At 36.8% G+C, this 24705-nt stretch carries 23 protein-coding genes; 1 reads left to right on the forward strand and 22 read right to left on the reverse strand.

What is annotated here, in order from left to right; all coding sequences use genetic code 11:
- Positions 1–61: 61 nt before the first annotated feature.
- From BK574_RS08195 to BK574_RS08240, 10 genes are all read right to left on the reverse strand, one after another.
- Entirely contained in the window at positions 62–1645 is a 1584-nt protein-coding gene (locus BK574_RS08195) for a class I adenylate-forming enzyme family protein (RefSeq protein ID WP_078428260.1), read from the reverse strand.
- Between the two features lie 110 nt (positions 1646–1755).
- A complete protein-coding gene (locus tag BK574_RS08200) occupies positions 1756–3069 on the reverse strand; it encodes an ABC transporter substrate-binding protein (RefSeq protein ID WP_078428261.1) in 1314 nt (437 codons plus the stop codon).
- 128 nt (positions 3070–3197) lie between these two features.
- The gene (locus BK574_RS08205; RefSeq protein WP_078428262.1) at positions 3198–4385 is read right to left on the reverse strand and encodes a thiolase C-terminal domain-containing protein; all 1188 of its coding nucleotides are present in this window, start codon (positions 4383–4385) and stop codon (positions 3198–3200) included.
- Complete coding sequence (locus BK574_RS08210) at positions 4382–4789, reverse strand: Zn-ribbon domain-containing OB-fold protein (RefSeq protein ID WP_078428263.1); 408 nt, start codon at positions 4787–4789, stop codon at positions 4382–4384. Before BK574_RS08210 ends, BK574_RS08205 begins: the two co-directional genes overlap by 4 nt.
- A gap of 32 nt (positions 4790–4821) precedes the next feature.
- A complete protein-coding gene (locus tag BK574_RS08215) occupies positions 4822–5979 on the reverse strand; it encodes an acyl-CoA dehydrogenase family protein (protein ID WP_078428264.1) in 1158 nt (385 codons plus the stop codon).
- A gap of 18 nt (positions 5980–5997) precedes the next feature.
- Positions 5998–6783: an enoyl-CoA hydratase/isomerase family protein gene (locus BK574_RS08220; protein ID WP_078428265.1), complete on the reverse strand. Its 786-nt coding sequence runs from the start codon at positions 6781–6783 to the stop codon at positions 5998–6000.
- A gap of 89 nt (positions 6784–6872) precedes the next feature.
- On the reverse strand, positions 6873–7673 hold the full coding sequence (locus BK574_RS08225; protein ID WP_078428266.1) for an SDR family NAD(P)-dependent oxidoreductase: 801 nt from the start codon (positions 7671–7673) through the stop codon (positions 6873–6875).
- Between the two features lie 23 nt (positions 7674–7696).
- A complete protein-coding gene (locus BK574_RS08230; protein WP_158211598.1) occupies positions 7697–8857 on the reverse strand; it encodes a CaiB/BaiF CoA transferase family protein in 1161 nt (386 codons plus the stop codon).
- 38 nt (positions 8858–8895) lie between these two features.
- Positions 8896–9654, reverse strand: a complete 759-nt coding sequence (locus BK574_RS08235) for an SDR family NAD(P)-dependent oxidoreductase (protein ID WP_158211599.1) — start codon at positions 9652–9654, stop codon at positions 8896–8898.
- Entirely contained in the window at positions 9654–10799 is a 1146-nt protein-coding gene (locus tag BK574_RS08240) for an acyl-CoA dehydrogenase family protein (protein ID WP_078428269.1), read from the reverse strand. Before BK574_RS08240 ends, BK574_RS08235 begins: the two co-directional genes overlap by 1 nt.
- An 870-nt stretch (positions 10800–11669) precedes the next feature.
- Here BK574_RS08240 and BK574_RS28000 point away from each other — a divergent pair.
- Positions 11670–12035: a transposase gene (locus BK574_RS28000; RefSeq protein ID WP_180320585.1), complete on the forward strand. Its 366-nt coding sequence runs from the start codon at positions 11670–11672 to the stop codon at positions 12033–12035.
- Positions 12036–12617: 582 nt separating this feature from the next.
- Here BK574_RS28000 and BK574_RS08250 read toward each other — a convergent pair.
- The 12 genes from BK574_RS08250 to BK574_RS08305 form a co-directional block, all read right to left on the reverse strand.
- Positions 12618–12929 (reverse strand): TIGR04104 family putative zinc finger protein, encoded by a 312-nt coding sequence (locus BK574_RS08250; RefSeq protein ID WP_078428270.1) that lies wholly within the window; start codon positions 12927–12929, stop codon positions 12618–12620.
- A 250-nt stretch (positions 12930–13179) separates the two neighbouring features.
- Positions 13180–14067 (reverse strand): beta-keto acid cleavage family enzyme, encoded by an 888-nt coding sequence (locus tag BK574_RS08255; protein WP_078428271.1) that lies wholly within the window; start codon positions 14065–14067, stop codon positions 13180–13182.
- Between the two features lie 271 nt (positions 14068–14338).
- Positions 14339–15652: a TRAP transporter large permease gene (locus tag BK574_RS08260; RefSeq protein ID WP_078428272.1), complete on the reverse strand. Its 1314-nt coding sequence runs from the start codon at positions 15650–15652 to the stop codon at positions 14339–14341.
- A complete protein-coding gene (locus BK574_RS08265; protein ID WP_075387168.1) occupies positions 15653–16171 on the reverse strand; it encodes a TRAP transporter small permease subunit in 519 nt (172 codons plus the stop codon).
- A 115-nt stretch (positions 16172–16286) separates the two neighbouring features.
- A complete protein-coding gene (locus tag BK574_RS08270; RefSeq protein WP_078428273.1) occupies positions 16287–17381 on the reverse strand; it encodes a TRAP transporter substrate-binding protein in 1095 nt (364 codons plus the stop codon).
- Positions 17382–17405: 24 nt separating this feature from the next.
- The gene (locus tag BK574_RS08275) at positions 17406–18020 is read right to left on the reverse strand and encodes a flavin reductase family protein (RefSeq protein WP_078428274.1); all 615 of its coding nucleotides are present in this window, start codon (positions 18018–18020) and stop codon (positions 17406–17408) included.
- Positions 18021–18138: 118 nt separating this feature from the next.
- Positions 18139–19710: a class I adenylate-forming enzyme family protein gene (locus tag BK574_RS08280; protein WP_078428275.1), complete on the reverse strand. Its 1572-nt coding sequence runs from the start codon at positions 19708–19710 to the stop codon at positions 18139–18141.
- A 382-nt stretch (positions 19711–20092) separates the two neighbouring features.
- Positions 20093–21154: a zinc-dependent alcohol dehydrogenase gene (locus BK574_RS08285; RefSeq protein ID WP_218970560.1), complete on the reverse strand. Its 1062-nt coding sequence runs from the start codon at positions 21152–21154 to the stop codon at positions 20093–20095.
- A gap of 22 nt (positions 21155–21176) precedes the next feature.
- Positions 21177–22253, reverse strand: coding sequence for a hypothetical protein (locus BK574_RS08290; RefSeq protein WP_142247925.1), 1077 nt, complete (start codon positions 22251–22253; stop codon positions 21177–21179).
- A gap of 39 nt (positions 22254–22292) precedes the next feature.
- Positions 22293–23075 carry a DUF169 domain-containing protein gene (locus BK574_RS08295; RefSeq protein ID WP_078428276.1) on the reverse strand — a complete coding sequence of 261 codons (783 nt, stop codon included), beginning with the start codon at positions 23073–23075 and terminating at the stop codon, positions 22293–22295.
- Positions 23076–23168: 93 nt separating this feature from the next.
- Positions 23169–23942, reverse strand: coding sequence for an SDR family NAD(P)-dependent oxidoreductase (locus tag BK574_RS08300; RefSeq protein WP_078428277.1), 774 nt, complete (start codon positions 23940–23942; stop codon positions 23169–23171).
- Positions 23936–24703: an SDR family NAD(P)-dependent oxidoreductase gene (locus BK574_RS08305; RefSeq protein ID WP_078428278.1), complete on the reverse strand. Its 768-nt coding sequence runs from the start codon at positions 24701–24703 to the stop codon at positions 23936–23938. The genes BK574_RS08300 and BK574_RS08305 overlap by 7 nt, the downstream gene beginning before the upstream one ends.
- Positions 24704–24705: the final 2 nt, after the last annotated feature.

Consider the following 24705-nt stretch of genomic DNA (forward strand, 5'->3'; position numbering starts at 1 on the left):
GCAAATAGTTATAATGATTCTGTTTCCCCATATTTGTATTATTGGATGCTCAAAGATCTACTTAATGAACTTTTCGCTCTAACCCTTGCCAATATTTCTCCCTTACTTTTCGCCGTAAAACTTTCCCTACTGCACTCAAAGGAAGTTCATTGACAAAGTGTATTGATTTGGGTACTTTATATTTACCAATTTTGTTTTTGGTAAAATGAATTAATTCTTCCTCACTTACATAAGAGCCATTCTTTAAGATCACTTCTGCATGCACAGCTTCACCCCAACTTTCATGAGGAACACCAATAACTACGGATTGCTGCACGGCTGGATGGGAATTTAAAGCATTTTCAACTTCTATTGCATAAACATTGAAACCACCTGTAATGATCATATCCTTCTTACGATCAACAAGAAAGATATAAGCATTTTCATCCATATACCCCATATCACCTGATTTCCAAAATCCTTCCTTTGTAAAACTCGATGCAGTTTCCTCTGGCGCCTTGTAATATCCTTTAATTACACAGGCTCCTCTTATCCAAATTTCACCATTTGATCCTTTCGTGACATCATCACCGTTATCATCAACAATCCTTACTTCAACACCAGGAACAACCTTTCCAGTAGAAGAAAGTCTTTTTCTATCTTTATCATTCTTTACTATATGGTCTGATTTTCCAAGCATGATAACGATTGGCCAGGCTTCTGTTGCACCATATACTTGGACAAATATATGCCCAAACTTATTGTGAAGGTTTTCCAATTTTGTAGGACTCATTGGAGACGCACCATAAAAAACAAGATTCAAACTACTGAGATCATACTTTTTCTCTAACCCTAAATCTACCAAATGATAGAGTAAAGTTGGCACAACAAAAGTAGAGGTAATATTATAATTTTGAACAACTTCACTAAAATGGTTAAGATCAGGAAGATTTATAGTATAATGTGTTCCCCCTTTAAAATGGACGGGTAAAACAAATAACGCACTTGCATGTGACATAGGAGTGATATGAAGATATCTAATTTCACTGTCTATTAAATTTTCGTGAAAACCGTAAATTTGGTTAACACCTGCTAGGAAATTTCGTAGTGTATATGCAGCACATTTCCCTCTCCCAGTTGTTCCACCTGTAAATCGATAAAGAGTTATGTGCTCGTCAATATCATATTCTATATCGGTTTCAGCATCACTTGCCTCTTCAATAAGATCCCAAAAATAGTGTACACCTTCTAGTTTTTCCGTTGGATTATCCATACAGACAAGTTCAATTTTTCGTTGTCGCAGCGATTTATAATAATTTTCTTTTTCTAAAATTTCATTTTCAACAAACACCAGCTTCGGATTTAGGTAATCGATTTGGTAAAAGTGTTCATCATAAGAATCTCGGTAATTGAACCATAGTCCACTTACATCGGATTTTGCCATCCATAAACTAAATAAACTATTATTATCATTTTCTAAGAGGTTTCCATAAACATCACCCGTTCTTAACCCGAAACGTTTTCTTAGCATATTGGAAATTTTATTTGTTAGTAAATGTAATTCTTTAAATGTAAAACTTCTCTGTCTTTCTACGTTAACGAGCGCGGTTTTATCAGAAAATTGTTGTGCTGTTTGCAACAATAGTCTACCATAGTTAATTTGCATAATAGTTATCTCCTCTCTTGGTCTTTTCGATGTTTCCTAAAACTATATAGGATTGATTTTTATTCATTATAATGGGAAAACCATAGATAGATTTTCCCATTCCATAATAATTAATCTTCGTAAGTAAATTCACCTGTTACTGGATCATAGCTTATCGCACCAGTTATAGGAACGATTGATCCATCTTTCGCTTCTGTCATATATAATGTTGTAATTCCATAATGGTTATCTGAAGAATATGTTACACTCGGATATAGTGACCCTTCCCATCCATCGAAAGATTCCAATTGAGTTATTAAATTCTCTCTTGTTAAATTATCTCCACTACGTTTCAATGCTTCTACTAATATTTGTGCTTCCGCCCAACCCCATTGAGGTATCCCACTCGAGTAAGGCGTATTTGGGAAATCTTTAGAAAATTGCTCAACATAGACTTTTATATCAGGATCATCGGAAATGTCAGGGTGAATAATAGAGGTTGAACTAATAGTTCCTGTCCAAATGTCTTCCCCTACTAAATTGTAAAGATTCGTGTCATTCCCACCAACAGCTGATACAACATACGGAATATCTGTTAAACCAATTCTATACATCTCTCTTTTTAAGTTAGCTGCTGGATTAGGGGTTGATAACACGACAACTACATCAGGGTTAGTTCTTTGAATTCGCTGTGCGATACTACTAAAATCAGTGTCTGTCGCAAGATGTGGAATTTCGGCAACAATTTCAACTCCATCATAGTTGCCAATCGATTCATGTACTCCACTTAAAAAGTCAAGTCCAGAATCATCATTCTGATAAGAAATAAATATTTTTTTAGCATTCATTTCGTTCACAATATATTCCAAGTAAATACGAGCTTCAATATTGTAGTTCATTAAACCTGAAAAGAAGTTTGGAATCGTTGGGTTTACTAAATCGGATGCACCAGAACTAACACCCACAACAGTAGCCCCAGTTTTTTCATAAACAGGTAAAGCCGAGAGATTTGCCGCCGTTCCTACGTTTCCAACTAGAGCAAATACTTTATCTTCCTCTACTAAACGAGTTGCCATCTGAACAGTTCTACTTGGTTGATACTGATCATCATAGGCTATTAATTTTAGTTGCCTCCCATCTACACCACCATTATCATTAACATAATTAAAGTACGATTGAATGCCTTGACGAACCATATCGTAAACAGCTGCAGGACCAGTCTGTGGACCTATATGTCCAATCAGTATTTCTGTATCTGTAATTCCTTGTGAAACTTCAATTGAATCATTCGATTTTGGGTTATCATTGGTAGCCTCATCATTAGGTGTTGGAGTATTTGTGTCAGTATCATTTGAAACCTGGGAATTACTACAAGCTACTAATAAGCTAAGCACAACTATACTAACAATCAGATAGAGAAAATTTTTTATACTCTTATTTCCCATATTTATCCCCCTAATAATTTTTTATAACTCAAAACTGATAGCGCTTTCATAGCTTTTTCTTTAAAGTTGTTTAAAAAGGAAATCCTTTAATTATTTTCATAGCTTAGAAGAGTACTTTGAAATACGTTTTATATCCTTGATAAAATATGAACAGCTGTTGCAGCTTGATCTCCTTCAACGTATCCACCGTCGTTTTGTGTTAACCCAAAACGAGGTAGTTTACCGTTCTTCCCTTTAATTTGCCGTTTTCCAGCTTCTCCACGTAGTTGCCAAACAACCTCAGCAATTTGCGCTAAACCCGTTGCACCTACAGGATGTCCTCTTGAGGCGAGTCCTCCACTTGGATTGACAGGAATGTCTCCAGTGATTTTCGTTCTTCCTTCACGAATCAAACTTATGGCTTCTCCTTCAGCACACAATCCGAGTTCTTCATATAGTTTTAATTCAGCTGGAGACATTGCATCATGGACTTCAGCAAGATCAATATCTTCAGGACCAATACCTGCTTGTTTATACGCATTTTGAACAGTTATATAAGTTGTACTTTCTGTTGGTTTAGACTCTAGCATAGAAGCCTGACCACTGCTTAACTCTGATGCGGCTACACGAATCATCGGTTTACTGCTTAATTTTTTTGCATATTTTTCATTACAAATAATAGCAGCTGCTGCACCGTCTCCCATTGGAGAAGCCATATATAAAGTAATTGGATCTGCAATCATTTTTGAAGAGAGGACTGCCTCTTTCGATAATGGTTTTTTAAATTGTGCATATGGGTTAAGTGAACCATTGTACGAGTTCTTTTCCGCAACTAAGGCTAAATCTTCTTTAGTCCAACCATATTTATCCATCTTCTTTCTTATATTCATGGCGTATAAAGAAGTAAATTGTAAGCCCATATTTCCACAAACTTCTATATCTGTTGCAGTTGTCAACGCTTCAATCGACTTTGCAGTATTACCAATAAACATTTTTTCTACTCCAACGGCTAGTGCAACATCATATAAGCCAGATTTTACACTCATCCATGCCATCCGAAAGGCGGTAGAAGCTGTTGCACACGCGTTTTCTACATTTACGATAGGGATCCCTTTAAATCCAGCATGACGCATAATTACCTGTCCTCGAACCGATTCTTGCCCAAGCAATATACCACCTAGACAATTTCCAACAAATGCAGCTTCAATCTCCCTCGCATTGATGCCAGAATCCTCAATCGCATTCCAGATAGCTGTATTCGCCAAATCTTTAATATGTTTATTTTCAAATTTTCCAAATGGGTGCATTCCAACACCTAATACAGCAACATTGGTCATTCGCCACCTCCTTCTGGTTGGTACATCCAACCGATGATATCTTCTCCATTTTCATCTTTTCGAATTGAACCGATTGTCAATTCAACAGGTTGACCGATTGCTAGATCATCTGTTTCGTTTATGTTAAGGATGCTAAAAACTAATGGACCTTCTTCTAGCTTCACCATTGCCTGTATGTGAGGAATGGGAAAACCTATTGGTGCAACATGCAATATTGAATATGAACTAATGTACCCTTTTTGACCGATATTGATTTTTTCTAAGGTGTGATTTACTAAACAATTTGGACAAGCACCTTTTGGTGGAAAGTGAATATCACCACAATCCTTGCATGAACTTCCTATCAAATAAGGTATATCGTCAGAAGTCGTAGGTCTATGAAACAATCTTTCATTATTATCCAATTCTATCTCTCCTTCATAGAATATCTATCACTCTATTTGAAGGCTGCTAGCCCAAGAGTGTTTCGTGCAACGATTAATTTTTGAATTTGACTGGTTCCGTCTGGTATCGTTAACATTCGTGCATCTCGGAACAGTCTTTCAATTGGAAATTCCTTTGACAATCCGTATCCTCCATGTATTTGAATGGCATTCGAGGTGATTTTTACGGCAGCCTCAGTGGCATAGTATTTAGCCATTGATGTTTGGGTATCACAGCGAGCACCTTTTCCAATTAAGTATAGGCCTCTATACGTTAATAATTTTGCTGCATCTAATTCTATTAGCATATCAGCAAGCATGTCTTGGATCATTTGATGTTGGCCGATCGGTTTTCCCCATTGTTCTCTTTCCTTTACATATTGGATCGTAGCATCCACCGATGCCTGAGCAATTCCGATCGAATAGAGTGCTACAAAACAACGAGCTCTTTCAAATGTTCTAAGCGTCGACTTCAAACCTTCTCCTACATCCCCTAACAAATTTTCTTTTGGAACTAAGGTATCATCAAAAAATAGTTCTGAAGTTGGCCATGAATTCAGCCCCAATTTGCCAAGATCTCTTGAACTATAGTCACTTACAGATCTTTCAACAATCAGCCTGCTGACCGATTTTTTTCCAGGATCTTTTTCAGTTCTGACTAGTACGACACAAACATCTGACACACTACCATTAGAAATCCAAATTTTCTGACCATTGACTCTATAATTTTCGCCTTCTAAAATTCCCCTTGTTTTAACTTCAGAAGGATTTGAACCTATATCTGGTTCAGTTACAGCAACACAGCCAATATAATCTCCAGACAACAGTTTTGGGATAAATCGGTCTATTTGTTCTTTCGTTCCATATTCATATAGAGTCAATGCGGTATCCATTGTGATAAATGCAATTCCACCCAATCCAGGAAAAACTCGAAATAACTCTTCAAAGAGAATTCCTTGTGAAATGGTGTCCATGTTCATGCCACCAATTTCTTCGGGAAACGGGCCTACAACGTAACCAAATGGGATCAACTTTTTGATAAGATCGTGAGCCATGTCTTTTGGGATTAGTTTTTCTGTGTATTCGTCTGCACATGGTTTTATTTCTTTTTCAAGAAACCTTTTCACTGATTGCTTTAATATTTGTTGTTCTTCCGTTAAATCAAAATTCATATAACTCACTCCTAACAATTATTGTCCTTTGTATACTGGCTTTCTCTTTTGATTAAATGCTGCGATCCCTTCTTTGGCGTCTGCTGTTTGATGCAAAAAACTCGACCAATGTCTTTCAATCTCAATTCCTGTTGTAATATCGGTATTTGTCGAAGCTAAAGCTGCATTTTTAATCGCTTTTTGTGACAATGGTGCACCATTCAAAAATGGTTCCGAAATTTCTTTCGCTTTTTGAATAAGTTCATTTGATGAAACTACATCGTATATTAAGCCCCAATCTTGAAGTACTTTATTATCAAGGGGTTCTCCACAAAGCAACATATATTTAGCTCTTGATAGACCAATCAAGCGTGGCAGGCGTTGCGTACCCCCACCTGCTGGTAGAACTCCAAGCTTTACCTCAGATAGGCCAATTCTTGCATTATGTGTTGCAATTCGAATATCACATGCTAGGGCTAATTCACAACCACCCCCATAGGCAATCCCATCTATTGCCGCAATGACAGGTTTCGTATACGTTTCAATTTTATTAAATAATGTAGCAACTTGATCAAGAAGTACTCCAGTAGCATCTGATTTCCCAGCTTGTTGCATTTCATAAATCGATTTTAAATCTGCCCCAGCACTAAATGATCGTTCTGTTCCTGTAATGATAAGTACACGGGGTTCAGGATTTTCTTCGAGCTGATCAAGTAATTCGATCAGTTCAGTAATTATCGTATAGTTTAATGCGTTAAGTACTTCTGGACGATTTAATCGTATAATTCCGAATGACCCTTCTTCTTCATACATAATTGATTCCATATAAACTCCTCCTCCAAATAAAATTTTAAATATTTATAATATTTAAAATAAACTTGTTTCTTTTAATCATTACTTGATTAAGATTTTCCTTATTGATTTAGTGAATACCCACCATTTACAGGGTACGTTTGACCAGTAATCCAACTTGATGCATCTGATGAAAGGAATAATACAGCATTCGCTGCGTCCTCTGGTTCACCAATTCGTTTAATTGGATACTTTGTAAGTATCTTTTTTAAAATCTCCTCGTTTTCAGTCATACTGGATACAGCTGGAGTATTCATCGTAGAAAGAGCCACACAATTCGCTGTAATGTTATAACGGCTGATTTCCTTTGCTAGACCACGCGTAAAACCAGCTGCCCCAGCTTTTGCCCCAGAATATACGACTAATCTCGGTTCCCCAACTCTTCCAGCATCAGAAATGACATTCACAATTTTTCCATACTTTTTAGAAATCATATTTGGAACAACAGCTCTACATGTATACATTGGTCCATAATAGTTTACAGCGATCCACTGCTCCCACTCTTCAGGCTCTGTATCGATGAAATTTTTTTGTTTGGCCATTGCCTCAGGTGTAGATGCACCAGCATTTCCCGCATTGTTTACTAGAATATCAATTGATCCAAATTGATTAATAGCTTGATGGACCATGTCATTCACCGCTCTCCAATTCGTTACATCTGTTTCAACAGCCAATGCTTTTGTATCTGTACCTAGATCATTTATGATGCTTGCTGTCTCCTGTGCTCGTTTCCCATTATAATCATTTACAATCACTGCTCTTGCATTTTGTTGTGCAAAATGTAAAGCGATTTGTCTACCTACTCCTTGCCCTGCACCTGTGACAAGGGCCACTCTCCCTGATAGATCCAAAATGTTATTCATGATTTAGCCTCCTTTAATATTTTTTACGCTTCTTCATAGCAAATGTTATTTTCAAAAATTTCCTTAATAGTGTCTACCGAGTACCCTAAATCTTGTAATATCTCTTTCGTATGTTCACCTAATTTAGGTGCATGTTTGGTTGGTCCAGATTCACAATCTTTAAACGTTAACGGTTGTCGGACGTGCGTTCTCGTGGGTCTTTCAGTGTCCCCAGGTATTTCAACAAACAGATTTCTCTCTTGCAATTGAGGATCTTTTGGCACATCTTTTAATCCCAGCACCGAGCCAAAAGGAATACCCGATTGCTCGAATTTTTTTTCCCATTCTTCCCTTGTTTTTTCGGAGATGGCGTTTGATATTCTCTGACTTATCTCTGAATAATTTGAACGGCGTCCTTCGCTATTATGGGTACTGATATCATTCAGTCCTACCACTAAACAAAACGGCTTCCAAAACCAGTCTTCGTGAGCTATACTGATGCTTATTAGCTTATTATCTAATGTTTTGTAAATTCCATATCCTGGTTCATCTGGAAGGCCTGGTATTCCAGTCTTATTAATGACTGGTACTAATTGCGTTGTCATCCAAGATACTAAACCGTCTGTCATCGAAACATCGATATAGGTACCTTCTCCAGTCTGATTTCTCATATATAATCCAGAAAGAACCCCAATCGCTGCAAACATTCCTGAGGAAAGATCTCCAGTTGCAATTTTTGGAACATTTGTAATCTCGTTTGTTTCTGCTTGTTGATACAACATTCCAGCAATTGCCTGATAAGATAAGTCATGAGCAGGTCTGTTTTTATAAGGCCCATTTTGGCCAAAGCCAGATATGGAAGCATATATAATTTGCTTGTTTATGGAGGATACATCCTCATATGAAATTCCTAACCTTTTTGCCACGCCTGGTCTAAATCCCTCAAGAATAACATCAGCATCACGTGCTAATTCCATGAATATTTCCCGACCTTTACTCATTTTTAGATCGAGTGCCATAGACCTTTTGTTGCGATTAATCGATTCATAAAAACTATAAAATTGACGGGCGGGATCTCCGCCATTTGGACGTTCAATATTTATGACATCGGCCCCTAAATCTGACAAAATTAACGTTGCGTATGGGCCTGGATATTGTTCAGCTAAATTAAGAATTTTTAATCCTTCTAGAACATGTTTTTTCAAAATTTCCCCACCTTATTATTTGACATAGATACATTACCTTACTGTGCAGCAAACCCCCCATCTACTAAATATGTTTGCCCTGTAATATAGCTCGATGCATCTGAAGCCAAAAACAAGATCATGTTAGCAATCTCTTCCGTTTTTCCAAAGCGGCCTAATGGCATTTTTGTTTGCATCATTTGACTTAAAGATTCATTATCTCTTAATCCCTCAGTAAGATCGGTCTCGATATATCCAGGTGCAACGCCATTTACGCGAATTCCTCTATCAGCCCATTCGACTGCAAGTGTTCTGGTCATTGAGTCCATGCCACCTTTTGTGGCGACATATGGTAATCCACGTGGTGTTCCAACAACTGATGTAACTGAAGAAATCGAGACAATACTACCTTTTCCTTGTTTAAACATATGTTTTGCTGCTGATTGAATAGCAAAAAACAAGCCTCTCAAGTTGATTGACATCATCATATCCCAATCTTCAACAGTTACATGTTCTGCTCGTTTAAAGAAAGGATTAATCCCTGCATTAGCAATTAAAATATCTATTTTTCCATGTTCTTCAACGACCTTGTCAATTGCACTTTTTGTTTCTTCAATATTGGCTACATCAAATATAGATGAACAGACGTCTAACCCCATTTCTTTCGCCTCTTTAACAACGATCTCGGCATTACTTTTTGATCGTCCTGTTAAAATTATTTTTGCACCTGATTTCGCAAGAGAAAAAACGGCTTCTTTTCCAATTCCACGCGTTCCACCTATGACAATCGCAACTTTTCCTTCACAATCAACTTTCATTATTCCTCCCATCTATATCCACTTAAAAATTCACGAGCAGCGACCATATACTGAATCGTTGGAGGGCCTTCTTCAAGCCAGTTTAGACGGGCATCACGGTACAGCCTTTCAATTGGATGCTTACGTGTATATCCAATTCCTCCATGAACTAACAGTGCTCTATCTGTTACACGGCCAACCGCTTCTAGGCCAAACTGTTTACACATAGACGCTTCAGCTGGAATTCGTTGTCCTCGGTCCCATTTTTCAGCTGCATCCTTAATCATATTTCGTAAAGCATAAATATCAATGCCCATCTCTGCAATGTAACGTTGGATCGCTTGACGTTGGCCAATTGCTTTGCCAAATGTTTTTCGTTTCTTTGCAAAATCTAGAGATAACTCAAATGCTCTTTCCGCAGTACCTAATGAAGTTGCAGCGATATACAAGCGGCTAACTTCGAGTGCTTCTTCTAATTGGTAAACACCTTTGCCTTCTTCGCCAAGTAAATTTTCAACTGGGACACGAACATCTGTAAATGTTAGTAAACCATGTTCTCCCCCTTTACAACCCATCGTCTCTGGTAATGCTTCAATTGTAAAACCTGGGGTATCCCGTTCTACTAAAATAGCAGTTACTGAATCTTCACTATTTCCACCTTTTGTTTTCGCAAATACAATAAAATGCGTGGCAAAGTCTGAATTCGTTATTAGATGCTTTCTTCCATTTATAATGTAATCGTCACCATCGCGAACTGCTATAGTTCCTAAATCTAATCCAGTACCATGATCTGGCTCTGTTAAAGCAAAAGCAACTGATTTTGTTCCTTCTGCACACCCTGGTAAAATCTCTTTCTTTTGTTTCTCATTGCCTAATCTGGAAAGTGCACTTCCCATCGAATTATGAACATGGACCACAACTCGTATACCACCTTGTATTTTTGAAAATTCTGCTAATACCTCAATGTACTGAGAGACAGAAAGTCCAAGTCCTCCATATTCAGTAGGGATTCTTAGTCCAAATGCGTTCATTTCTCTTAACAGTGGCATTAACTTATCGTATGGCAGTGCTTCATTGTTTTCAATTTCCTCTTCTAATGGATCAAGATCATTCCAAATTTTCTCAAATAATTGCTTTTTATAAACTTCAAAATCTTTCTGCTCCATACAGCTCAACTCCTTATACTAGTAATTTATTGGGTTTCACTTGTATATTGCAAGTTCCATACCACTTTTCAATTAAACGTTCAATTTTTTAAATAGCTGATAACTTGTTAGTGGTATTTAGATTAAAACAATCAAATTAATAGTTATCCGTTTGATTTATTTTTTTTATTGTCTTTTATCAAATTAATATTTTGCACTTGACTTTGTAAATAATTGCTAACAAAGAGAGGGATATGTTGTACTGTAAAGTTATCAATCTCTTTACAATGTTTATTTCTAGGTTTGTTGGTGGTATTTATTCTCATCCTTTAAAGTTCTGTAAACGATAAACTAGAATCAACAGTTTTCCACAAATTAAAATGAGCAGATTTCAACAAATAAGATTAAACAGTTCCCCATTACGTAATCACTTTTATTAAACTAGAATTAGTTTATTGAAAGTGAGGAGTTAGGAGTGAACCGTTTTATGACTTACATCGAAATCCATCGACTATACAAAGAGGGTTTTTCAAAGAGTGCCATTTCTAGAAAACTGAATATATCGCGAAATAGGGTGATAGATTATTTGAATAAGAATCCAGAGGATTTTGAATATTTTCTAAGTTCTTTAAAGACAAGGGAAAAGAAGCTAGATTTGTATCAAAAAGAAATATTGGATTGGTTATAGGAATATCCAGATCTTACTGGTGCTCAAGTATGGCTGGAGGAGAAACTAGGATTTAAAAATGTTTGTGAAAATACAGTAAGAAATTATTTAAATGAAATGAGGGACTTATACCATATTCCAAAAATAAGTGTGGGCCGCACATACTCTTCTGTTCCAGAGCTTCCGATGGGCCAACAAGCACAAGTCGACTTTGGACAGACTGTGTGAAGGACAAACAAGGGATTAACAAACGACTATGTTTTATCGCTTTTGTGCTATCTCATTCTAGATATAAATTTGTGGAATGGCTGGACCGACCGTTTCGAACAGCAGATGTGATTCGTATGCATGAAAATGCTTTCCAATACTTTGAGGGACTGCCGATTGAATTGGTATATGACCAGGATGCATTACTAGCAGTTAGTGAAAACGCTGGGGATCTTATTATGACTTCTGAATTCACAAAACTTTTTAGTGCAATTAAGATACACACCGCGAGAATAGACCAAGGGATTGGGGAATGTTCGAGTAAAAAGATTTATACAGAGAAAGAGATTCAACTAATTAGTAACGGTAAATCTGTTAGTTAAAGAGGAATCTCTTTTACTATTGATTAGGATTACAATTAAACCACCCAAGGCGGAAGAACTTTCGTTTTTTGCAGAAAGGGAGAGGAATGGGTATTCCCTCTTCCAGAAATAATATTTTTTCGTTAGGTAAATGAAAAAACTAGGCTACGGTTATGACAATTAAAGTTTTATGAACATAGAAGGTGTATCCAATAAAAATTTAAATCCTAGTCATCCAATTAATTATACGTTAGCTATCTGAAAGGATTGTTCATCTTTATAGATTTCCATTTTGATGCCGCCTTCTCTAGCTCTAGTAAGTCCTATTACGGAAGGCTCCTCAAGAGGGCCAATAAGTCCCTCTTAGCACTGTTGTCCCGAACTTGGAAGCTTAAGTTTCTTGGATTCTGCTTCATCTCATAAAAAAAAGAAGTCCAGATTAAATCTAATAAAACAATTAACTGTCAACAGTTACTAGGTAGCCCTTATCATTTATTGAAGCTTTAGGAGTATGACAAGATAAATAAAAGGATTCCTCAAAGGAATATCGTAATTTTCTGACCATTATGATGATGCTGAAAATTTTTGTTCATTTAAATATAATTACATTTCATGATTTTCTGCTAACTCATATTTCGCAATAAATGGTAATGAAAGAATTGTAATAACAAGCATAATAACACCTACTACAGTTGTTTGGATGCCTGATAAACCTAAAGCCGTTGATAATAATAATACAAAAAATACAATTGGAAATGTTACTATCATTGCAATGATAAGCTTAGACATTTCCTTTATTTGATGGACAGTACCGCAATTACTACATGGAATAGGCCGATATCCTTTTAATAGTGACTTTTGTATTTCTTTTTTTGTTATAACGGTACCACAGCTTTCACATTTTTGTTGTGCCATAGATGTTCCTCCTTACACAAGCTATTTCTATTTAAAATGAACAAAGTCAATAATTACATCTTACCACTAAAAAGTAATCTTTATAAGTCTATGGTTGGTAAACTAATTCGTAATCAGTTTAGCGCAACATGTATCTTTCATCATCGAACTTTATATCACACAATTAAACAAGCAATTATTTAGACTAGTCTTCTTGATATTGTACTATAGTTTAATGATAGATGAAGTGACAATATAAGTAAAACTGTATCTACATCTTAGTTAACATAGAACGTACATCTGCAGCTGTTGCAATAGTGCCTCCAGCTTCCTTAATGAGAGCTGCTGCCTTTTTTACCATTTTCCTATTATTATCGTCCGTTCCAAGGATTGCATCCTCAAGACCAACCCGAACATGACCACCCAGCTCAACTGCTCTAGGTATTAGAGACCAAATATCAACTCCTAACCCTGCTATCATCCACGGTGAACCTGGAGACACCGATTTCAATAATTCAAGGTAAGCATCTAATGCCTGTTTACTTGGAGGGTAACCAAATGAAAATTGGTTCGTGAACATAAATCGGTATATTGGAGGCGGAGTATTCCTAATAGCTCTAGCCAATGCAGAACCAGCTCTTACAAAACCAGGTTCATAGATTGCATAACTTGAATGAATACCATACTCTGCGGCCAACTCCAGCCCTGTAACAGTACTAGCATCTGAGTTAATATAAACGCTAGCATCTATAGTGTTTGCGTTACTTAGATCATTAAGAAGTGAAATGTTGCATGAACCTGGGTCCAAAACCATCCATTCCATAAGACCATATTTAGCAAGTTTTCTCATATGCTCGTAACGCATATTTCCTGCTTCTATGCCTACTGCATCACTTTGACTTATCATATTTACCAATGGGTAAACAATTACATCAAGCTGTGATTTAATTCCTTCAATAATACGGATGTTAGTCTCTACATCAATGGTCTCTCTCCCTGTTGAAACATCATAAGCATGGAAATGAATAATGGACGCTCCTGCATTTGCACATTCCACTGCCTGATTTATAATATCTGAAGGTTGAATGGGAATATTGGGTTGTCGATTTCGTGTCCAAGGTCCATTTAATGCCGCTTCAAGCCACACTTTTCGATTCATGATTCGTACACGCTCCATTCTTTATTAACAGGTATAGTAAACCCACTTTAAACCTACTAATCTTTGTATTAATACGTCATGTCGCCAATAATAGTCGAAAGCAAGGGCTTTTCTTTTATCTTTTACCTTATTCTAAAATGAAACTAAAATCACAAACTAATGATGCACGTATTTACAACTGTTTTGTTTTATATACAGTAGTATAGTTTATTTATAATAACGTGCTAAAAAACCTTTGCTATAATTGACAAGGTTTTTTAGCATCAACTAATTAATTCATCATTAAATCTGGTAACCATAGAGCTAGCTGTGGAAAGATGATAACGAGACCCATCGCAATCATATATAGTATGATAAAAGGAATTACCGACATATAAAGATCGTTCATTTTCAAATCAGGGGCTACCCCTCTCAATACAAAAAGATTAAAACCAAATGGTGGTGACATATAAGCAATACACATGTTCATAACAAAGATCACACCATACCAAATCGGATCAAATCCTAAACTAGTTACAACAGGTAAGAATAACGGTGCTGTCATTAAAAGAATTCCTGCTGGATCTATAAACATCCCTAGAATAAAGAAGATCACTTGCATACCGATTAATATTATCCAACGGTTGACTTCCATATCTGTAATAAGTCCAGCAAGCCAAGCACCAACACCTGTTACCGCTACAATTCTAGCATAAGCGACCGCACCAATGACTAACCAAAATACCATACCGTTTAATTTAACTGTCATAATTAACATATTTTTTATGTTTGCCCATACCAGTTTTCTTTTAATTGCCGCACTAATTAATGAACCGATTACACCTACAGCGGCTGCTTCAGTAGGAGTTGCTATCCCTAAATAAATCGTACCCAAAACGATAATAATTACTAAGAGTGGAAGTGTCACTCCTTTTAAAGAACTGAGCTTTTCTCTATACGAGTAACGTTCTTCTTTTTTTAAGGAAGGACCTAGCGCAGGATTCATATAACATTTAACGATTGCATACCCCATAAATAAGATCGCCGCAATTGCCCCTGGTACTACACCAGCGAAAAACAAGCGCCCTGCAGAAACTCCTGACTCCGCTGCATAAATAACCATCAAAATACTAGGAGGAATTAAAATACCTAATGAACCACCTGCAAGGATAACACCAGAAACTAATCTAGTATCATACCCCCTTTTAAGCATTGATGTTCTTGCGGTCACACCTAAAGTTGCGGTTGCAACCGTGGCAATTCCAACCATAGCTCCAAAAATAGCAGCTATGATCGTTGTCCCTGCAGCCAACCCACCCTTGATGCCACCGAGCCAACGATAGATTGCTTCATACATATCATCTGCTAAATCACTGTACCGTAAGATAGCAGCCATTAAAATATAAAGTGGAACTGCAGTTAATACAAACTCTAGTACTTTACCATAGGAACCTAGTACAAACGCTTCTACACTAGCATACCCACCCCAGAAAATAAATCCAATAATGAGAGAGAGTCCCCCCATTGTAAAAGCTACAGGTACACCTAATAAAATAAATAAAAGAAGGGAACCAAACAATATTGAGGCGATAATCCAAACTTCCACCTACATTCCCTCCTTTGATAATTTTTTCCCTGTGATTGCTGTGTAGATATCGTTTATTAAATTGACCAATGCTTGTAGTCCTAATAATAACCCGCCAACAGGGAGCATCAACCATTTGACCCATAAATAAACACTTAATCCAGTACTTGAAATAGCTCCACTCTCATAATAACTAAGAACTCGTGCACCGCCCGTCCAAACGAGAGCGATCACAATTAAAAAAATAAAAACTGCAGTAAAGATATCAATAATACTTTTCACCCGATCAGAAAACTCAGAGTAAAAAATATCAACACGTACATGTTCATTGAGAAATAATACATATCCCCCTGCTAAAAATGCCGCCATTCCCGTTAACCAAGTTGATAAGTCAAATCCCCATCTTGACGGGCTACTGAAAAAATAGCGAGCTATTACATCATAAAAGACTAAAAAACTGAGAAATACAATCATAAAACCCGTCACCCAAAACATGGCTTTATTTATTGATGTTATAAAAGCAAATATTTTATATATCAACCATATTTCCTCCCTTACGAAAAGAATAGGTAGAGCCCTCCCTTTAGAAGTTAAAGCTCACTACTCTATTTAAGGGGAGAGCCCTAAAAAAATATCTTATTTTATGCTCACTTCTTTATTGTCTTTTTTCACGCATAATTTCAATAATACGGGCTGTATCTTCATTTACGTCTGCAAAATTATCCCAAACGACTTGTGCAGATTCAAAAAACCTTTCATATTCCTCATCCGACAAGTGAATGACTTCTACTCCAGTTTCTTCAGCAATTTTCATTGTTTCTTCAGTTAACCTTTTTGAACCAGCAATAATCTCTTGTTCAATCTCTAATGAAACTTCGATGATGATTTCCTGTAAATCACTCGGAAGCTTTTCCCATGTTTTATTACTTACATAAGTTGCCATCCAAGCTGGGTCTAAAATAGCAGGGTAAGTAATGTAATCAGCTACTTCATGATAGTTGTAAGCATCAAGAGTATGATAAGGGAACGGAATTCCATCTATTGTTCCACGTTGAAGAGCTTCATATATTTCAGCTGCAGCAATGTTTACTGGTGAAGTACCCATTTCATCATACCAAGGAGCCCATAATCCCCCTGCCGCACGGAAAGCCAATCCATTCATATCCTCAAGAGTTCTAATTGGTTTTTTACTAATAATTCCGTATTCTCCTGTTGCGCCGTAAAGTAATACCTTTGCACCATATGCTTCTACTTCGCGCTCATAGATCTCGCCAATTTCCGTATCCCTGATTAACGATAGTCCATGGTCTTCGCCTTGTGACCAAAATGGTATATTAGTAAAGAAAGAGGTTGGAATCGTATCCCCATAATATTGTGGAGCCGTAAAGGCAAAGTCAACAGATCCAGCAGCTAAAGCATTCATTAATTCATCTTGTGGAGCTAATTGATTACTATAAAAAATGTTTAATTGGACACGCCCATCCGTACGTTCTTTAATCCGCTCCGCAAAAACTTCTAATCCGATATGAACAGGTTCGTATTCATGTTTTGCAGGCTGGTATGCAGTTGCTAATGTAAACGTGAAAGTTTCGTCACTGCTTGGTGCTTCCTCATTATTGTTTTCTTCTTGACTTTGGCTATCATTGCCCTCCGTTTGGGATGAACCCGTCTCAGAAGAACTACTACAACCTGCTAAAGCCAAGAGCAATATCAGTGCCACCATCCATGCTATACTCTTCGTTATTTTCATATTTCATTCCTCCGAACCTTTTTTTTATTTAATCCTTTTTCTTTCGATTGAAAACGTACTCGCACTTGCTCGTGTATACTCATTGCCCGCAAGTCTACCAATTGGTTGTAGTTCTTTAGTGTTAATTTTTCCATTTGCGTATATTTCGTCGTTAACATGAATCATAACAACTTTTCCAATGACAAGACTCGACGAACCTGGACCTTCACCAAAGTTGATGACTCGATCAAGTACACATTCGAGACTAACATCACTTTCTTTTACGCGCGGTGGTCGAACAAGGTCACATGGTTCCTTCTCTAAACCTGATACTTCAAACTCATCAATTTCAGGTTGAAAATTTGTAGCACATTCATTCATTTGGTTAACTATTTTTTCACCGACAATATTAACAACGAACTCTTTTGTTTCTTCAACATTAACAAGCGTATCCTTACTTATGTTTTCATGATCCCGCATAACTGAAAATGCCAACATCATCGGTTCAGCTCCAATCCCCATAAAAAAACTAAACGGAGCTAAATTAGCAATATTGTTTTTGCTTAGTGAAGAAACAAATGCAATCGGTCTTGGTAATACAGATCCTATCAATAACTTGTATCGGTCTAACCATTCTATATTACTAGTTTCTATTTTCAAGCTTTAACACCCCTAATGTAAGGATTCTAGCGAAAGAAAACATTACTTCCAGTTGTCACGCGGCAAATAGGATTCCGAATATTTTAAATATTTAAATAACCCGAATCTGAAATATACTTTATACTCCTTCACTTTCTTGTAAATATTGTTGTTTAAGAAGGGCTTTTTGAACTTTACCTGCTGGTGTAAGTGGTAATTCAGTCACTATTTCAAATTGCTTCGGTACTTTATAATCAGCTATATGCTGCCGACAAAATAGTTTGAGTTCCTCTTCTGTTACGGACGCACCTGGTATTGTTATGATATAAAAACGACCAACTTCTCCGAAGAAGGAATCTGGGACACCAATACCTGCAACAATTGCAACTTTAGGATGAGTTGCTAAAATATTTTCAACTTCAACGGGGTAAACGTTATATCCGCCCTGAATATATACTTCCTTTTGTCTTCCCTTAAAATAAATGTATCCTTCTTCATCGACAGATCCCATATCACCTGTATACAGCCACTCATCACTGAAAGTTTCCATCGATTCCTTTTCTAATCCAAAGTATCCGTTAGCAATGCATTCTCCTTTAAACGCTAATTCCCCCACATCACCAACTGGCAATTCTTCCTTATTAACATCAACAACCTTTACTTTAAAATCTCCTATTGGAACACCTATACTTTGTTGAACCTTTTCCATTGGGTCAGTTGTTTTCGTTAATACACAAGCCCCTGAGCTCTCACTTAATCCATAGAGATTAAATAATGTAGCTTCCGGGAATTTTTCTGAGAGTATATTACATAATCGTGGTTCAACATTAGATCCCCCGATTGTACAAATTCTAATAGAACTTAAATCGTATTTGTCTACATCTTTATGATTTAACATCATGACAAACATGGTTGGAACTCCACCAATCATCGTCGGTTTATGATAATGAATGGCTTCAAGAACTAGATCTGCTGTAAAGAAGGGTACGAGGACCACACTACCCATGCTTACTAATGCAGTATGAATTGTACAAGTAATTCCACCTACATGATTTAAAGGAAGATTTCCAACAATACGATCGGCCTCTGTTAATTTTGTATGATCTGCTTGAGCTCGAGCAGAAGCTAATATACTCTTATTCGTTATTTTAGTTCCTTTTGGCCTTCCAGTCGTGCCTGATGTATAAATGATAATCACAGTATCTTCTTCTTGTACTATACCTTGAGCTGCTGCTAATTTCTCTATATTTGGTGCCCGATGGACTAACTCTTCAAATGATAAACTTCCTTCAAAACCGCCCCCGATAAAAATATACTTTTCGATCGTTGGCACTTTACTTTGAAAACCTCGGAAAAATTGTGAGTAATTAAAATCTGCAAATTCATTTATTGTTACAAGTCCTTTGCAATTTGAATTGTTTAACATATATTCAAATTCAGCCTCACGATATCTTACATTTAAAGCGACGACTCCTACCCCTATTTTAGCAGCAGCAAAATACGTATAAAGCCATTCCAATTGATTTAGGGCAACAACAGCTATGTTATCACCTTTTTTAAACCCCTCATCTAATAAAGATGAAGCTAACCTGTTTGAAATTTCGTCCAATTCTTTAAAAGAGATACTTTGTTCATTAAAGAAAAGGAATGACTTATTAGGATTTTTTTGAACTGCATTTTGCAATGCATGGTGCACTGTCAACTTTCCCATCGTTAACCCCCTTTAATCGTTTTTTATTAAGAACGAAGAAAAAAAACTATACTCCTCTCCGATAAGAAACCGCTTACAAATACACCACCACCTTTTCTAAAAACAGTTGACTTTTCAATGGTATTCATGCAATTACTATGCCAATCAAAATACTAGAGTTACTTGTTGAATATTTGTTAGAATAGACTTTATTAAACATTCCCGATTACTTTCTTGTCCATAAAGCTGTACACTTGTTAAATTATATATACAAATGTGAGGTCATAGATCATATAGGATTAACGTACATTCGTCTTTACCATCAATCTATATGACACATTTAAATTCTATTAAACACCTTAATAAAGTTGTTAATTTGTTTGACACCTCACCTAAAGTTTGCCTAGGGTTTAATCATCACCTTTACGGCCGTCGGATCTGACTCCAATGTTTCAAACGCTTCTACCGCTTCATCTAGTGAAAATCGGTGGGTGATTAATAGTTCTGTTTTAACTAAACCTTTTGCTAAGTACTCAAGTCCCTTTGGAATAATCGAACCTAATATTCCAACTACACGTATATCTTTATGAATAATTCTTGCAGAGTTCACTTCTGGGTTTTTCTCTGGAATTCCAACTAAACCCACTGTCCCCTTACTCCTTACAAAATCAAGCGATTGATTCAATGTACCAGGAGCTGCAGCAGCATCAATTACTATATCTGCCATACCACCTTCGCCAAAATGGTGCTTTCCGATGCCAGTATGTTCTTGAACAGCAGCTAACAAGTTTTCAGTAGAAGTGACATCAATAACTACATCTGCACCCATCTCTTTAACCGTCTCTAACCTTTGTTTTGATACTTCTGTCACAATTACTTTTGAAACTGGAACCGTTTTCATTACTTGTGTTATTAAATTACCGATAAGACCAGCTCCAATGATGACTACCTTATCCTCCTTTGTTGGTTTTGTCCTAAGCATGGTGTAAATGGCTGTGCCTAAAGGCTCAGCCGTTGCAGCAACCTCATCACTTAAATGGTCAGGTATCTTAAATAGATTAACATCAAGTTGTGCATTTTCTATACGTAGATACTCGGCCATTGCACCTGGTTTACCGTATCCGCTAAAATTCTCAAATAACTGTGGACACATTCGAAAGTCTTTTTTTTGACAGTAGTAACACTCACCACAATAGGAAACTGTGAAACCAGTAGCTCTATCACTAACAGAAATATCTGTAACATCTTTTCCCACTTCTACAACTTCTCCACAAAATTCATGCCCCATAATTTGATTCGGAAATGAGTATAACCCTTCTCGATAACTGTGCATATCTGAACCGCAAATTCCTACGGCCTTTATTTTTAATAAAACATCTTTAGGGCCTATTTCAGGAATTTCAACCATTTGAATTTCTAATTGTTTTGCACCCTTCAGCACGGCCGCCTTCATTTTTCTATCCATCTTATCACCCCAAATTTTATTCCTATTTATTATGCTTACTTAACATCTTCTCTTTATCGTAGCTATACCGCTCGTAAAATCTGTCAGGCGTGTCTGCTGGGTTTTTATAATAATACCAAGTACATGGATGGTCTTTCGTTTTTGGTGGGTCTAAGGGATAGATTGGAGTACCCGACCATTCAATGGGCATTATTTCATTCATATAAGTGCAGTGAGCACAATAATAAGGGAAATCTTTTCTGTTAAAAGACCATAGATACTCATCTTTGGTTTTACTGAATTTTTTAGGGTGCTCATATAACCCCCTTTTCCATAACCTTTGGCCGCTTCCACAAGGTTCTAATTTAAATGTAAATTTTTCAGCATCTTCTTCTATCGAAAACCCACCAGCTTCTGGCCCTATTCCTCCTGTACTATGAGCTCTCCAAGTAGCGGCTAATGCCGAAACAATCTCTTTTCGTTCACGAGCATTTATTTTATTATGTGGCTCTTTCCATACTTGCTCGGTCATGAATTTTAATGCTTCACCTACTTTTTCCTCACCGTAATATTCGCCTATAAAGGTTAATAACGCAGCTATTGATTCAACTAATAAGTCGTGGAGAAGGCCCCATTCGTGGTTTACCTCTTCACAGAGTTTTTTTATACCTTTTTCATCACCGTTTCTTATCTGCTCTACTAAATCCGTATCTTTCAAAGGGGTTGTCATCTCATTTAATAGTTTAATAGAGAACACGTTTACAAATTCCTTATTTTCTACAACTGCACCTATCTTCTCCCATCTTTCAGTTATTTCAATTGCGACTTTTTTTCTTATAGTATCATTTATAGAATCGAAGCCTGGTTTCCACACCTTGTTTACCATGTCTTCTAAGGCATAAAAATGAGTAATATCCAATTTAGTTTCAATAAAGTTAAGTAATTCTATCGTGGAATTCACCATTAACTTCCTTAAAAATCCCCACTCTAATTTAATGGTCTCAGCTAGTTCTATTGCTTCTATAAACTGACGAGTGTCTATTAAACTCAAAACACGTTCAATTGTAGGTTGGGACATCACCTGTAATTGTTCTTTACTGAACCAATAATCATTTCCCATAGTTACCTCCTTTTATTCTTGATATGTGTACTTGATATACTATTTTTCTTTACCATAACTAACTTGAAGACCTGAACGAGCATCCATTTGAATTCCATATTGTGGAATTGGGTAACGCAGGCCATTTCGATGGAGATGTTTTAGCCCTTCTAAAGCTTTTATTAAGTCTTGTGGTGGTAAAGCAATTAACAACTCATCATCCAGTACTCCTCCATATCGACGTTCTGCATAACACGGAATAGATAAACTAGGCTTGCCTGTAGCTAGTGCACGTCCCCACGAATCTGCACAAGAAGATTCTCCAACAACACTCCAATCAAATTTCTCATACTGATTCCATTGTAAGCCGTTTATGAACAAAATCATTTGGCCTGGTGTGGCATAGATTAAACAAATGTCAGGTGAATTCAATCGATTTACTGCCAAAGGGGAAACAGCCATTGCCTCATATTGCCCATAAGGAACGACAGTCATCGCATGCTGATGATGAGAAGAATCTTCTTCACTTTCAAACCAAACACCAGACATTTCTTTACCAGCAAGCCATTTTTTATCGCGAGGAGATAATCCAAGGACAACTTGACATTGCGGTCCAACGAGGTCTTCAGCTGTTATCCCTACCGTCCATCCTAACCTGGCTGCTTGCGCAACAATTTGATCGGCAGTATGAATTTGGCTTGGACGGCGAATTTTGTGTATCGCTTCCATCTCTTCCTTTTTCTCAAACATCTTCATTCCAATAGGGTTCGTTTTAAGCCGTAAATACTGATATAACTCATCAACGATCGTCTTCCAATCATATTCCTCATAGTTTTTGTCCATGAAATACCTCTTTTCTTACATTTAAATTTACAAGAAATGTTAGTTTACGAGAATAGTTGCATCGGACTTCAATTGAATAGAATTAGATACTCATCATGTCTTTTTCGTTCTTGCAAGAGTAATTGGATTGCAATGTGAACCACCATCAATTGGAATTTCAATTCCATTAATATAACCCGCTTGATCCGATATAAGGAAAGATACTAATTGTGCCACCTCTTCTGTTTCACCGAAACGATTGGCAGGGATAGAGTTCATCGCTTCATCCCTAATTGCAGGGGGCATGGATTGAACTGCTTCGGTATTAATTAAGCCAGGCAAGATCGCATTACAAGCAATTCCATGCTCTGCATATTCTATTGTCACATTTTTAGTTAGTCCTAATATTCCAGCTTTACTTGCTGCGTAAGATGACTGGCGATCTAATCCGATTTTACCAGCCATAGAAGAAATATTAACAATCCTGCCCCAGTTTTTTTGAACCATATACTTCAAAGCATACTTTGTGCAATAAAAGACACCATTTAAATTTACATCTAATTCTTGTTGCCATTTATCAATATCCATCTTTGCAATGGCCGAAATATTATTAGTAATTGCTGCATTATTCACGAGAATATCTAAACGACCATTTTGACTGTAAATATTGTCAAACACATCACTTATACGATTAGGATCCGTTACATCTACTTCGACATATGATATCGCTTGAAGATCTTGATTTTGATCATGCTCTGAAATATCCAAATTCAATCTTTTATCAATTCCGTACACTTTGTAACCGTCTAAAACTAGCTTCCTAACGATGGACTGACCTATCCCTCTACCAGCACCTGTCACAACGGCAACTCTTTTTTCACTTAACAATTTCCTGCCCCTCCATCGATGAAGATCGTTTGTCCTGTAATATAACTAGAAGCATCAGAAGTGAGTAACAATAAAGTCCCTATTAATTCTGTTGCTTTTCCTGTTCGCCCCAACGGAGTACGGTGTAAAATATCATCAAAAAATCCATCTAAATCTTGAACAAGGTCTGCTACACCTGCATCCATAAAACCTGGTGCTATCGAATTTACATTGATATTGTATTTACCCCATTCAAAAGCTAACGTTTTGGTTAGTTGAATTAATGCTGTTTTACTCACTGCATACACACCAATTCCCTTAACAGGAACTGCTGCTGACGAGGAAGAAATATTAATGATCTTGCCACTCTTTTTGCTTATCATATGTTCACTCACTGCTTGTGCACAAAGTAAAGCACCTCGTAAATTGATATTCATAATTTTGTCAAACCCTGATGGTTTCGTTTTTTCAATTGCTGACATAAATGGACTGATCCCTGCATTATTCACTAAAACATCAATGGAACCAAAATGATCTAGTGTTTGTTGGACCATCTCTTTTGCACTTTCTTCACTACCTACATCTAATTCAATGGCCAGAGCATTCCCACCATTTTCTTCAATACTTGAAACAACATCTTTACACCTCTCAATGTTTCGGCTTGCGACAACCACATTCGCACCAACTTCTGACAACGCCTTTACCATCGTTTCTCCTATCCCTCTACTGCCTCCAGTAACAATGACTGTTTTGCCTTTTAAATTAAACAGCTTCTCTAACATTT

It is taken from the genome of Alkalihalobacterium alkalinitrilicum (assembly GCF_002019605.1).
Lineage (GTDB): Bacteria > Bacillota > Bacilli > Bacillales > Bacillaceae_F > Alkalihalobacterium > Alkalihalobacterium alkalinitrilicum.

Coding starts and splice junctions, on each gene's coding strand:
- BK574_RS08195 (WP_078428260.1), bottom strand. CDS start 1,645: ATGCAAATTAACTATGGTAGACTATTGTTGCAAACAGCACAACAATTT.
- BK574_RS08200 (WP_078428261.1), bottom strand. CDS start 3,069: ATGGGAAATAAGAGTATAAAAAATTTTCTCTATCTGATTGTTAGTATA.
- BK574_RS08205 (WP_078428262.1), bottom strand. CDS start 4,385: ATGACCAATGTTGCTGTATTAGGTGTTGGAATGCACCCATTTGGAAAA.
- BK574_RS08215 (WP_078428264.1), bottom strand. CDS start 5,979: ATGAATTTTGATTTAACGGAAGAACAACAAATATTAAAGCAATCAGTG.
- BK574_RS08220 (WP_078428265.1), bottom strand. CDS start 6,783: ATGGAATCAATTATGTATGAAGAAGAAGGGTCATTCGGAATTATACGA.
- BK574_RS08225 (WP_078428266.1), bottom strand. CDS start 7,673: ATGAATAACATTTTGGATCTATCAGGGAGAGTGGCCCTTGTCACAGGT.
- BK574_RS08235 (WP_158211599.1), bottom strand. CDS start 9,654: ATGAAAGTTGATTGTGAAGGAAAAGTTGCGATTGTCATAGGTGGAACG.
- BK574_RS08240 (WP_078428269.1), bottom strand. CDS start 10,799: ATGGAGCAGAAAGATTTTGAAGTTTATAAAAAGCAATTATTTGAGAAA.
- BK574_RS08250 (WP_078428270.1), bottom strand. CDS start 12,929: ATGGCACAACAAAAATGTGAAAGCTGTGGTACCGTTATAACAAAAAAA.
- BK574_RS08255 (WP_078428271.1), bottom strand. CDS start 14,067: ATGAATCGAAAAGTGTGGCTTGAAGCGGCATTAAATGGACCTTGGACA.
- BK574_RS08270 (WP_078428273.1), bottom strand. CDS start 17,381: ATGAAAATAACGAAGAGTATAGCATGGATGGTGGCACTGATATTGCTC.
- BK574_RS08280 (WP_078428275.1), bottom strand. CDS start 19,710: ATGGGAAAGTTGACAGTGCACCATGCATTGCAAAATGCAGTTCAAAAA.
- BK574_RS08285 (WP_218970560.1), bottom strand. CDS start 21,154: ATGGATAGAAAAATGAAGGCGGCCGTGCTGAAGGGTGCAAAACAATTA.
- BK574_RS08290 (WP_142247925.1), bottom strand. CDS start 22,253: ATGGGAAATGATTATTGGTTCAGTAAAGAACAATTACAGGTGATGTCC.
- BK574_RS08295 (WP_078428276.1), bottom strand. CDS start 23,075: ATGGACAAAAACTATGAGGAATATGATTGGAAGACGATCGTTGATGAG.
- BK574_RS08305 (WP_078428278.1), bottom strand. CDS start 24,703: ATGTTAGAGAAGCTGTTTAATTTAAAAGGCAAAACAGTCATTGTTACT.